Origin of the sequence: Nocardioides sp. JS614 (assembly GCF_000015265.1) — a bacterium.
GTDB lineage: Bacteria > Actinomycetota > Actinomycetes > Propionibacteriales > Nocardioidaceae > Nocardioides.
On the sequence record NC_008699.1, the window covers coordinates 3262815 to 3274016 of the forward strand.

General features: G+C 72.8%; 10 protein-coding genes. 1 reads left to right on the top strand and 9 read right to left on the bottom strand.

Annotation, left to right across the window (positions count from 1 at the left end; genetic code table 11):
* Positions 1 to 8 precede the first annotated feature (8 nt).
* The 9 genes from murD to mraZ all read right to left on the bottom strand — a co-directional run bounded on the left by murD (position 9) and on the right by mraZ (position 9725).
* Positions 9 to 1475 carry a UDP-N-acetylmuramoyl-L-alanine--D-glutamate ligase gene (gene murD, locus NOCA_RS17015; RefSeq protein WP_011756501.1) on the bottom strand — a complete coding sequence of 489 codons (1467 nt, stop codon included), beginning with the start codon at positions 1473 to 1475 and terminating at the stop codon, positions 9 to 11.
* Positions 1475 to 2569: a phospho-N-acetylmuramoyl-pentapeptide-transferase gene (mraY, locus tag NOCA_RS17020; protein ID WP_011756502.1), complete on the bottom strand. Its 1095-nt coding sequence runs from the start codon at positions 2567 to 2569 to the stop codon at positions 1475 to 1477. Before mraY ends, murD begins: the two co-directional genes overlap by 1 nt.
* Positions 2566 to 3942, bottom strand: coding sequence for a UDP-N-acetylmuramoyl-tripeptide--D-alanyl-D-alanine ligase (locus tag NOCA_RS17025; RefSeq protein ID WP_337998997.1), 1377 nt, complete (start codon positions 3940 to 3942; stop codon positions 2566 to 2568). The genes mraY and NOCA_RS17025 overlap by 4 nt, the downstream gene beginning before the upstream one ends.
* Positions 3939 to 5399, bottom strand: coding sequence for a UDP-N-acetylmuramoyl-L-alanyl-D-glutamate--2,6-diaminopimelate ligase (locus tag NOCA_RS17030; protein WP_337998998.1), 1461 nt, complete (start codon positions 5397 to 5399; stop codon positions 3939 to 3941). Before NOCA_RS17030 ends, NOCA_RS17025 begins: the two co-directional genes overlap by 4 nt.
* 76 nt (positions 5400 to 5475) lie before the next feature.
* A complete protein-coding gene (locus NOCA_RS17035; RefSeq protein WP_011756505.1) occupies positions 5476 to 7236 on the bottom strand; it encodes a peptidoglycan D,D-transpeptidase FtsI family protein in 1761 nt (586 codons plus the stop codon).
* Between the two features lie 42 nt (positions 7237 to 7278).
* The gene (locus NOCA_RS25960; RefSeq protein WP_011756506.1) at positions 7279 to 7908 is read right to left on the bottom strand and encodes a hypothetical protein; all 630 of its coding nucleotides are present in this window, start codon (positions 7906 to 7908) and stop codon (positions 7279 to 7281) included.
* Positions 7905 to 8864, bottom strand: coding sequence for a 16S rRNA (cytosine(1402)-N(4))-methyltransferase RsmH (gene rsmH / locus NOCA_RS17045; RefSeq protein ID WP_011756507.1), 960 nt, complete (start codon positions 8862 to 8864; stop codon positions 7905 to 7907). The genes NOCA_RS25960 and rsmH overlap by 4 nt, the downstream gene beginning before the upstream one ends.
* Position 8865: 1 nt before the next feature.
* Positions 8866 to 9033 (bottom strand): hypothetical protein, encoded by a 168-nt coding sequence (locus tag NOCA_RS27625; protein WP_158305678.1) that lies wholly within the window; start codon positions 9031 to 9033, stop codon positions 8866 to 8868.
* 257 nt (positions 9034 to 9290) lie between these two features.
* Positions 9291 to 9725 carry a division/cell wall cluster transcriptional repressor MraZ gene (gene mraZ, locus NOCA_RS17050; RefSeq protein ID WP_011756508.1) on the bottom strand — a complete coding sequence of 145 codons (435 nt, stop codon included), beginning with the start codon at positions 9723 to 9725 and terminating at the stop codon, positions 9291 to 9293.
* A 493-nt stretch (positions 9726 to 10218) separates the two neighbouring features.
* Here mraZ and NOCA_RS17055 point away from each other — a divergent pair, with 493 nt between their 5' ends.
* Positions 10219 to 11157 carry an AAA family ATPase gene (locus NOCA_RS17055; RefSeq protein ID WP_443189700.1) on the top strand — a complete coding sequence of 313 codons (939 nt, stop codon included), beginning with the start codon at positions 10219 to 10221 and terminating at the stop codon, positions 11155 to 11157.
* The last annotated feature ends 45 nt before the right edge of the window (positions 11158 to 11202 follow it).

Consider the following 11202-nt stretch of genomic DNA (forward strand, 5'->3'; position numbering starts at 1 on the left):
CGGTCGGCCTACAGCCTGCGTCGTACGGCGTCGGCGAACGCGTCGCCGCGCTCGGCGTAGTTGGTGAACATGTCCATGGAGGCGCAGCCGGGTGCCAGCAGGACCGTGTCGCCGGGTCGGGCCAACTCGGCCGCCGCTCCGACTACGCGCTCCATGGCACGTCCACCGTGATCGCCCTCAGTCTCGTCGTCCTCGACGACGATGACGGGCACATCCGGCGCGTGTCGCGAAAGCGCCCCCGCGATGACGTCCCGGTCGCGGCCGAGCAGCACCACGCCGCGCAGCCGGTCGCGCACGGCGCGCACCAGGTCGTCGAAGTGGGCCCCCTTGGCGAGCCCGCCGGCGATCCACACCACCGGCTCGTAGGCCAGCAGCGAGGACTGGGCGGCATGCGGGTTGGTGGCCTTGGAGTCGTCGACCCAGGTCACGCCGCCGGCCGCGCCGACGACGGCGATCCGGTGCCGGTCGGGGCGGAAGGCGCGCAGCCCGTCGCGGACCGCGCCCTGGGAGACGCCGTGGGCGCGGGCCAGGGCGGCGGCGGCGAGCGCGTTGGCGATGTTGTGGGGCGCCGCACCGCCCGGCGAGTGCAGGGCCAGGTCGGAGATCGTGCACAGCTCCGCGGCGCTGGTGTCGCGCTGCTCGATGAAGGCCCGGTCGGCCAGGATGTCCTCGACCAGGCCCACCATGCCGACGCCGGGCATGCCGAGGGTGAACCCGACGGCGCGGGCGCCCTCGACCACGTCGGCCTCGCGGACCAGCCGCTCGGTCTCGGGGTCGGCGACGTTGTAGACGCAGGCCTTCTGGGCCCGCTCGTAGATCCGGCCCTTGTCGGCGGCATAGGCCCCGAAGGAGGAGTACCAGTCCAGGTGGTCCTCGGCGACGTTGAGCACCGCGGCCGCCTCGGCGCTCATCGAGTCGGTGTAGTGCAGCTGGAAGCTGGACAGCTCGACGGCCAGCACGTCGTACGGCTCGGGGTCCATCACGGCCTCGACGATCGGGAGGCCGACGTTGCCGACCGCGATGCTGCGCAGGCCGGCGGCCCGCAGGATCGAGTCGAGCATCTGCACGGTGGTGGTCTTGCCGTTCGTGCCGGTCACGCACAGCCAGGGGGTGCGGTGGTCGGGGTCGCGCAGCCGCCAGGCCAGCTCGACCTCGCCCCAGATGGGGATCCTGCGCGCGCGGGCCTGCGCGAGCAGCGGCGCGCTCGGCTTCCAGCCGGGCGAGGTGACCAGCAGGTCCACGTCCTCGGGCAGGGTCGTGGTGGTGCCGGCCCCGAGGCGTACGTCGGCGCCGAGCACCTCGAGCAGCTCGGCCTTGGCGGGCCGATCGCCGGCCTCGGACTCGTCGAGGGCGGTCACGCTCGCACCGAGGTGGTTGAGGTTGTCGGCGGCCGCGAAGCCGGAGACGCCGAAGCCGGCGACGACGGCGCGGACCCCTTCCCAGGAGTCGTGACGACCGAGGTGATCGAGATCCATCAGATGCCGGCGACCCATTCCGCGTAGAACACGCCCAGGCCCGCGGCGACACAGATCCCGGTGATGATCCAGAACCGGATCACCACGGTCACCTGCTCCCACCCGAGCATCTCGAAGTGGTGGTGGATCGGCGCGATGCGGAACAGCCGCCGCCCGGTGCCGGTCAGTCGCTTGGTGGCCTTGAACGTGGCGACCTGCAGCATCACCGACACCGTCTCCATCACGAACAGCCCGCCGAGGATGATCAGGAGCAGCTCGGTGCGGGTGAGGATGGCCAGGCCGGCGAGCGCACCGCCGAGGGCCAGGGACCCGGTGTCGCCCATGAAGATCGCGGCGGGTGACGCGTTCCACCACAGGAAGCCGAAGCACGCGCCGGTGATCGCGGCGGCCACGACCGCCAGGTCGAGCGGATCGCGGACCTCGTAGCACAGGTTCGGCTGGTCGAGGCCGGTCTGGCCGCACCACTGGTTGTTCTGCCAGATGTTCACGAACATGTAGGCGCCGAAGACCATCACGCTGGCGCCCGTGGCGAGCCCGTCGAGCCCGTCGGTGAGGTTCACGCCGTTGGACGTGGCCGCGATGATCAGCCAGATCAGCAGCAGGACGACGACGGTCGGCAGCGTGATCCAGCCGATGTCACGGATGAAGGAGATGTGCCGGGACGCCGGCGACTGCCCGCGGTCGTCCTCGAGCCACGACGACAGCGACAGGATCCCGAAGACCAGGGCCACCACGGTGAGCCCGATCATCTTCGCCTTGCTCCGCAGCCCGAGGCTGCGCTGCTTGGAGATCTTGATGAAGTCGTCGACGAAGCCGACCAGGCCGGTCCCGACGAGCAGGAACAGCAGGAGCAGCGCCGAGGCGGTCGGCATGTCGCCGGTGATCAGCTTCGCGCCGAAGTAGCCGACCACGGTCGCGAGGATGATGACGACGCCGCCCATCGTCGGCGTGCCGCGCTTGGTGTGGTGGCTGGTCGGGCCGTCGTCGCGGATCTCCTGGCCGTAGCCCAGCCGCGTGAACTGGTTGATCGCGACCCGGGTGCCGAGCAGCGAGACGAGCAGGGCCAGACCGCCTCCGAACAGGATGGCTCTCATGGCTCGGTTCGGTCTCCCTCCGGGTCGGTGTCGAGCAGTGCGTCCGCGACCTCCCACAAGGCGACGCCGTGCGACGCCTTGACCAGGACCACGTCACCGGACAGGACATTCTCGCGTACCCACTCGAGGGCCTCTTCGACCTCCTCCGCCACGACGCCATCGCCACGCCAGGCGGCGACCGCCTCGAGCCCCTCGACGATCCCGCCGGCGGCCGCACCCACGACGACGACGATGTCGGTGCCGAGCCGGGCGGCCGCCCGGCCGACGCGGACGTGCCCGTCGAAGGACTCGCGGCCGAGCTCGAGCATCTCCCCGAGCACGGCGACGGTACGGCGGTGCCGGCGCCGGCCGATGACGGCCAGGGACTCGAGCGCGGCGACGACGGAGGCGGGGTTGGCGTTGTAGGCGTCGTTGACGACGATCAGCCCGTCGGCGCGCTCGTGCACCTCCATCCGCATCGGCGAGGACGCGGTCGCGGCCGACAGGCCGGCCGCGATGTCCGCGAGCGGGATGCCGACGGCCAGCGCCATGGTCGCGGCGGCGAGCGCGTTCTGGGCCTGGTGCAGACCGGACTGCTGGAGCCGGACCGGGTACCACTCGTCGTCGTACCCGATCTCGAACGACGGCCGCCCGAGGTCGTCGACCTCGCTGCCGCGCTCGCTCACGTCGGCGTCGTCCGGCCCCCAGGTGAGCACCCGGGCCCGGGTCCGCGACGTCATCTCGGCGACCAGGGGGTCGCCCGCGTTCAGCACCGCGGTGCCCTCTGGCTGGAGCGCGGCCACGATCTCGCCCTTCGCGAACGCGATCGAGTCGCGGCTGCCGAACTCGCCGATGTGGGCGGTGCCGACGTTCAGGACCGCAGCGACGTCCGGGGGCGCGATCTCGCAGAGGTGCTTGATGTGGCCGATCCGGCGCGCCCCCATCTCCAGCACGAGGTACCGCGTCTCCGGGTGAGCGCGCAGCACGGTCAGCGGCAGGCCGAGCTCGTTGTTGAAGCTGCCGGAGGTGGCCACCGTCGACCCGGCGGCGGACAGGATCCGCGCGAGATAGTCCTTGGTGCCGGTCTTGCCCTGGGAGCCGGTCACGGCCAGCACGGTGGCGTCCAGCCGGCGGACGACGTACGCCGCCAGCTTGCCGAGTGCGGGGATCGGGTCGCGGACGACGATCGTGGGCGCCTCGGTCGGCCGGCTGCCGAGCACCGCATGGGCGCCGGCGGCGTAGTCGTGGCCGTCGACGTGCTCCCCCACGACGGCGACGAACAGTCCGCCCGGCACGGCCTGGCGGGAGTCGACGTACGCCGGCGCGTCGACGACGATGTCGGGGTCGCCGGCGACCGTGCCGCCGACCACCTTCGCGATCTTCCCCAGTGTCATCTCGAGCACGCGACGATCTCCTCCCGCACGACCTCGCGGTCGTCGAAGGGATGGACCACTCCGTCGACCTCCTGCCCCGTCTCGTGTCCCTTGCCGGCGATCAGCACGATGTCTCCCGGTCCGGCCCGGCGCAGCGCCTCGCGGATCGCGGCCCGTCGGCCGCCGACCTCGATCGCCTGACCGGTCACGACCCCGGCGAGCATGGCCGCCCGGATCGCGGCCGGGTCCTCCGTGCGCGGGTTGTCGTCGGTCACCACCAACAGATCGGCCAGCCGAGCGGCGATCCCAGCCATGATCGGGCGCTTTCCCGGGTCGCGGTCGCCGCCGGCGCCGAGGACGACGATCACCCGCCCCTCGGTGAGCGGGCGCAGCGTCCGGATGGCCGCCTCGACCGCATCGGGCTTGTGGGCGTAGTCGACGACGACCAGGAAGTCCTGACCGGCGTCGACGCGCTCGAGACGCCCGGGCACGCCCCCGGCCGCGGCGATCCCCGCGGCGACCACCGCGGGGTCCAGGCCGGCCTCGGCCGCGGCCGCCACGGCCGCGAGCGTGTTGGCGACGTTGAAGTCGCCGGGCAGCGCGCACCCGGCCGGGATCCGGCGGCCGTCGGGGGCGACGACGACGAACTCCGAGCCGGTGGCCCGCAGCCGCACGTCGACAGCCCGCCAGTCGGCCCGCTGTGCGTCGTCTCCCCGGCCCATCGAGAACGTCCGGACCGGCACGGTGGCCTCCTCGGCCAGCCGGCGGCCGTGCGCGTCGTCGACGTTCACGAGGGCGAACCGGGCGCGCTCGGGGGTGAACAGCGAGGCCTTGGCCGCGTAGTAGTCCTCGAGGTCGCGGTGGAAGTCGAGGTGGTCGCGGCCCAGGTTCAAGAACACCGCGACGTCGAACACGACCCCGTCCACCCGGCCCATCACCAGTGCGTGGCTGGAGACCTCCATCGCGCAGGCGCGCACGTCGCGCTCGCGCATCACCGCGAACAGGGCATGGAGGTCGGGCGCCTCGGGCGTGGTCAGCGACGACCGCACCTCCTCGCCGGCGATCCGGGTGCCGACCGTGCCGACCACGGCGGCCGGCACCCCGGCCTGCTGGAGGCCGGCCTCGAGCAGCCGGGTCGTGGTGGTCTTGCCCTGGGTGCCGGTGACCCCGACCATCCGCATCGACGCCGCGGGCTCGCCGTAGATGCGCGCCGAGAGCCGGCCGAGCACGGCGCGGGGCCGGTCGACGACCAGGTGCGGAGCCCCCGCGGGGCCCCGGTCGGCTCCCGCCTCGTCGGTGAAGACCGCGACCGCGCCGGCCGCGAGCGCGTCCTGGGCGAACTCGATGCCGTGGGCGCGGCTGCCGGGAAGCGCCGCGTAGAGGTCACCGGGCCGGATCCGTTGCGAGGACAACGAGATGCCGCTGACCTCCAGGCCCGCGGGGTTGCCGCGCAGCTCGGCACCGGCCCAGGCCGCCACGGTCGCGAGCGGCGTCCGGGGCGGCTGCGCGGGCCGGTTGGAGTCGCTCACCACGCGAGGCTATCGCTGCGCCCGGCTACCACTCGACCGGGAGCCGGGAGGGCTTGGTGCCGGTCGGCGGGACGGCGTACCGCTGGAGGGCGTAGCTCATGATCTTCGCGAACGCCGGGCCGGCGACCGAGCCACCGCCCCCGCCGTTGCGCGGGTTCTGGACCACGACGTAGATCGTGAACCGGGGGTCGTCGGCGGGAGCGAAGCCGGCGAAGGAGACGGTGAACGTGCCGTCGTAGCACCCGCACTCCGCGCCGACCCGCTGCGCGGTGCCGGTCTTGCCGGCCACCCGATAGCCGGGCACCGCCGCGCCCGGTGCGACGCCCACCTCCGGGTCGACGACGCGCTCCATCATCCGCGCCGTGTCGTGGGCCGCCCGGGTGCTGATCACCCGTCGCTTGCTGGTGGTGTCGGTGCCGACGACGTCGCCGTCGTCGGTGGTCGCCTCGCCCTGGACCAGGCTCGGCGCGACGCGCACCCCGTCGTTGGCGATGGTGTTCACGGCGGCGGCCATCTGCACGCCGTTCACGGAGAGCGACTGGCCGAACGCGATGCGGTCCTGCATCTGGTGGGTCCAGGCGCTGCCGTCGGGGAGCAGTCCCTGGGACTCGCCGCGCACCCCGATGTCGGTGCGCCGCCCCAGGCCGAAGTCGCGCAGGTAGTCGTAGAGCTGGCCCTGCTCGAACTTGTCGGCCGCGAGGACGGTGCCGATGTTGGAGGACTTCGCGATCACGCCCGCGAGGGTCAGGTGGATGGTGCCGTGGGAGAACCAGTCGTTGATCGGGCGGTCCTCCCGCTGGAGCTGAGGGGGTACGACGATCCTGGTGCGGGGGGTGACCAGGCCGAGGTCGAGCAGCGAGCTGACCGTGAGCACCTTCTCGACCGAGCCCGGCTCGTAGACGTCCTGCATCGCCCGCGACCCGAGGTCGGCCTTCGGCGACGACGTGGGGTCGTTCGCGTCGAACGTGGGGTAGTCCGCCACGGCCAGCAGCTCGCCGGTGCGGCTGTCCATGACCACGGCGAAGCCGCTGTCGCCGCGGGCGCCGACCACGGTCTGCCCCAGGACGCGCTGGGTGTACCACTGCAGGTCCAGGTCGAGCGTCGTGCGCAGGTCGTGGCCGTCGACCGGGTCGGTCACGGTGTTCTCGCCGAGCGGGATCCGGTTGCCGCCGCCGACCTCGTAGCGTGCCGAGCCGTCGGTGCCGGCCAGCTGGCGGTCGAAGGTGCGCTCCAGCCCCGCCAGGGGCTCGTCGGTGCCCATGAAGCCGACCAGGTTGGCCGCGACGTCACCGGCCGGGTAGTCGCGCAGCGGGTCGCGCCGGGTGTCGAGTCCCTCGAAGCCCTGCCGCTCGGCGGCATCCAGCACCTCGGTGGCCTTGGTGGCCGGCACCCGACGGGCGATGTACTCGAAGCGGCTGCCCTGCTCGCGGAGCTTGTTCAGGGTCGTCACGTAGTCGACGTCGAGCCGGCGGTAGAGGAAGCGCGCCAGCTCGGGCGCCCGCTCCGCGGTCATCGCCGGGTCGGCGACGACCATCAGCCCGTCGACCGAGCCGGCCAGCGGCTTGCCGTTGCGGTCGAGGATGTCGCCCCGCTCGGCGGGCAGGCCGACCTCGACCAGTCCCTCGGCGGCGGCCATGGCGGCGTAGGAGTTCGGGTCGAGGCCCTGCAGCTGGACCAGTCGCGCCCCGAAGACCGAGAGGGTCATCGCGATCACCACGAAGCCGACCCGCAGCCGCAGCTGCGGAGAGCCGCGGCGGGAGCCGCGGGGTGCACGGGGCTGGCGCAACGGGGTCTCCGGAGGTCGGGGGGCGGCTGGGTCGGCGGGAGGTCAGCGGCGGGTCTGCTGCTGTTGTTGCTGTTGTTGCTGCTGTTGCTGATGGGACTGCTGGTTCTTGTGGTTCTTCCTACCCTGTCCGTCGCCGTTCCCGGCGGCACCGCCAGCCGTGTCGCCGGATTCCCCGGCGCCGGCCGCGGGGGCGGTCACGTGCACGACGTTCGGTGCCGGGTCGAGCACCGCGGGCTTGGCCGGCGGCGGCGGCGTGATCCGGAACGGCACGCTGCCGTCGGCGGCGCAGGGCCGGCCGGACACCGCGCCGGAGCCCAGCCGGACGAAGGCCGGGCCGCACGCCTGCACCATGCCGAGCTTCTGGGCGGCGGCCGCGATCCGCTGGGGGTCGCGGAGCCGGTCGAGGTCCATCTGGAGGCCCTGCTGCCGTGCCGCGAGGGTGGTGGCCTGGCCCTCGAGCGCGGTCGCCGCGAACGAGGACTGCTGCATCGAGGTGTTGAACAGCAGCAGGCCGACGACGCCGCCGAGCAACACCAGGGTGACCAGCGCGACGAACGGCATCCGCGCGGCCTGCGCACGGGTGCGTGGGACGACGGTGAGCCGGGCCCGCTCGACGGCACGCTCGGCGATCCGCGGCATCCGCGAGCGGGCCTGGGGCATCGGACTGCTCATGCTGCTGCTCCCTTGCTCGTGCGCTCGATCGCGCGCAGCCGGACCGAGGCGGCGCGCGGGTTCAGGGCGATCTCCTCGGGGCCCGCCTTCTCGGCGCCCCGGGTGACCAGGCGCAGGGCCGGCTCGTGGCCGGCGGGCACGAACGGCAGGTCCTCGGGGACGTCGAGCCGGGAGGCGGCCACGAACGCCTGCTTGACCAGCCGGTCCTCCAGCGAGTGGTAGGACTCGACGACGACCCGGCCGCCCACGCCGATGGCGTCGATGGCGGCGGGGATCGCCCGTCGCAGCACGGCGAGCTCGTCGTTGACCTCCATCCGCAGCGCCTGGAAGGTGCGCTTGGCGGGGTGGCCGCCGGTACGCCGGGCCGGCGCTGGGATCTCCGCGTAGAGGAGCTCGACCAGCCGACCGGACCGGGTGAACGGCTCCTTGGCCCGCTCGCGCACCACGGCGGCCGCGATCTTGCGGGCGAACCGCTCCTCGCCGTACTCCCGCAGGATCCGGGCCAGGTCGGCGGCGGCGTAGGTGTTGAGCACGTCGGCCGCCGTCGGGCCGGTGCTGCCGTCCATCCGCATGTCGAGGGGGGCATCCTCGGCGTACGCGAAGCCGCGCTCGCGCACGTCGAGCTGCATCGAGGAGACGCCGAGGTCGAAGAGCACGGCGTCCACCGCGTCCAGGCCGAGCCGGGCCAGCACGTCCGGGAGCTCGTCGTACACGGCGTGCACCCCGGTGAAGCGGTCCCCGAACGGCGCCAGCCGCCGGCCCGCGAGCGCGAGCGCCTCCGGGTCGCGGTCGATGCCGACCACGCGCGCCAGGTCGAAGCGGGTGAGCACCGCCTCGGTGTGGCCGCCGAGGCCCAGGGTGGCGTCGACCAGGACGGAGCCCTCCCGCTCGAGCGGCGGGGCCAGCAGGGCGACGACCCGGTCGAGCAGGACCGGGACGTGGGAGGGGCCGCTCATGTCAGACCTGACGCGCCAGCAGTGCGAGGAGCAGGAACGCGAGGGCCACCCCGAGCGAGGTCGCGGCGGAGAACGCCATCACGGTCGCCGCGTCGCGGGCCTGGTGCCGGACCCGGCGCGCCGGGTCGACCCGTGGCCCGATCGGTGCCTGTGCTGGCGCGATGCTCATGAGTTCGACCCTCGTGTCCCGGAAATCGAGCAGTGAATAGGCGATCCGCCTGACCAGGTCCCTGCCCGCTCCCGGTCTGACGACGTGGGAAGGGCCATCTGGAACCGGGGAAGGTGCCCCAGATGACGTGCCGTCTGGAACCGGGGAAGGTGCCCCAGATGGCGGCGGGAGCGGGCTCGAGACCTCGTCCTGCGGATCGCTGTGCTGTTGTGTCCTGCTGGGTGCTGGCGGGTGCTGGCGGGTGCTGGCGGGTGCTGCTATCCCGAGGTGTGCGCGGGCTGCTCGTCGAGCTCGGCGAACTTGGCCTGGGCGCCGGCGGAGTACTCCCGCCACCGCACCGGGTCCCAGATCTCGATCCGGTCCATGACGCCGATGACGACGACCTCGCGGTCCAGGGCGGCGTACTCGCGCAGCGGGGCCGCGATGTTGATCCGGCCCTGCTTGTCGAGCGCCCCCTCGTCGGCGCCGGCGAACAGCACCCGGGCGTAGTCCCGGGCTCCGCGCACCGTCATCGGGGTCGCCTGGGCCCGGCGGGCCTCCTCCATGAAGACGTCCGTGGGCCACACGACCAGGCAGTTCTCCTGACCTTGGGTCACCACGAGCCCCTCCGCGAGTCGGTCCCTGAACTTCGCCGGGAGGAACAGCCGGCCCTTCTCGTCGAGCTTCGGGGTGTAGGTGCCCAAGAAGTTCATCGGGCGCCTCCACTCCGGTCACTCAGCGTGACCCTTCCTCCACTGCGCTCCACTTTACGCCACTTTGCACCACCGTCAACCACAATGCGCGTGTTGCCGAGCCGTTTCCGGCGCGCCGGAGTGCGCACCCGGCGCACGACGGGTCGCCGCGCCGTCCCGAGCGGCGCGGCCAACGACACCGGCGTACGGCGTGTTTCCGCAGGTCAGCGTGGGTTCAGGAGGGCGGGTTCTCGCCGGTTCACGGTCGCGGTGGTGCGCCGGTGGGGAGCCCGCGGCCGCCGGTGGGGCGCAGTGGAGCGGCTGGGAGCACTCCGCTCGCCGCCGTCGAACCAGGAGCGCAACCAAAACGTGATCCCAGGAGTCGGATGCAGCAAGGATCAGACGTCGTAGGTTTCCGGCACGACTACGGTTGGGGACCATCCGGTGACACGGGTCACGGGCAGGGAGGACGCAGACGGTGGGAACTGAGACGGGCGGTGCCGACCTCCAGACCTTGGCGCGCGTGGTGGGCCGGGTGCGGGCCAACGTCGAGCGGGTGATCGAGGGCAAGCCCGACGTCGTCCACGCCTCCCTGGTGGTGCTGCTCGCGGAGGGTCACCTGCTGATCGAGGACGTCCCGGGCGTGGGCAAGACCCAGCTCAGCAAGGCCCTGGCCCGCAGCATCGACTCCTCGGTGCGGCGGATCCAGTTCACCCCTGACCTGCTGCCCTCCGACGTCACGGGGGTGTCGGTGTTCAACCAGAACACCCGCGAGTTCGAGTTCCGTCCCGGCGGGGTGTTCGCCAACATCGTGGTCGGCGACGAGATCAACCGGGCCTCGCCCAAGACCCAGTCCGCGCTCCTGGAGTGCATGGAAGAGCGCCAGGTCACCGTCGACAACACGACCTACCAGCTCGAGCAGCCGTTCATGGTGATCGCCACCCAGAACCCCATCGAGATGGAGGGCACCTACGCGCTGCCGGAGGCCCAGCGCGACCGGTTCATGGCGCGGGTCTCGGTGGGCTACCCGGTGGAGGCGGCGGAGATCGCGATGCTCAACTCGCACACCCGCGGCAACCCTCTCGACGACCTCGAGCCGGTCACCGACGCGGCCGAGGTGCGCAAGCTGATCGGGATCGTGGGCCAGGTCCACGTCTCCGACGCGGTGCAGCGCTACGCGGTCGCGATCACGGCGGCGACCAGGCGCTCCGAGGAGCTGACGTTGGGCGCCTCGCCCCGCGCCACGCTGCACCTGGTGCGCGCCGCGAAGGCCGCGGCAGCGATGTCCGACCGCGACTACGTGCTGCCCGACGACGTGACCCGGCTGGCGCGCCCGGTGCTGGCGCACCGGCTGCTGCCGAGCGTCGAGGCCGCGATGAGCGGACGGTCGACCACCGCGATCCTCGACGCCGTCCTCGGGAACGTCGCGGTGCCCGACGGCGCCGCGCGCTGATCGCGGCGACCGGCGGCCTGCGGTGAGGGCTCGGCGATGAGGGGG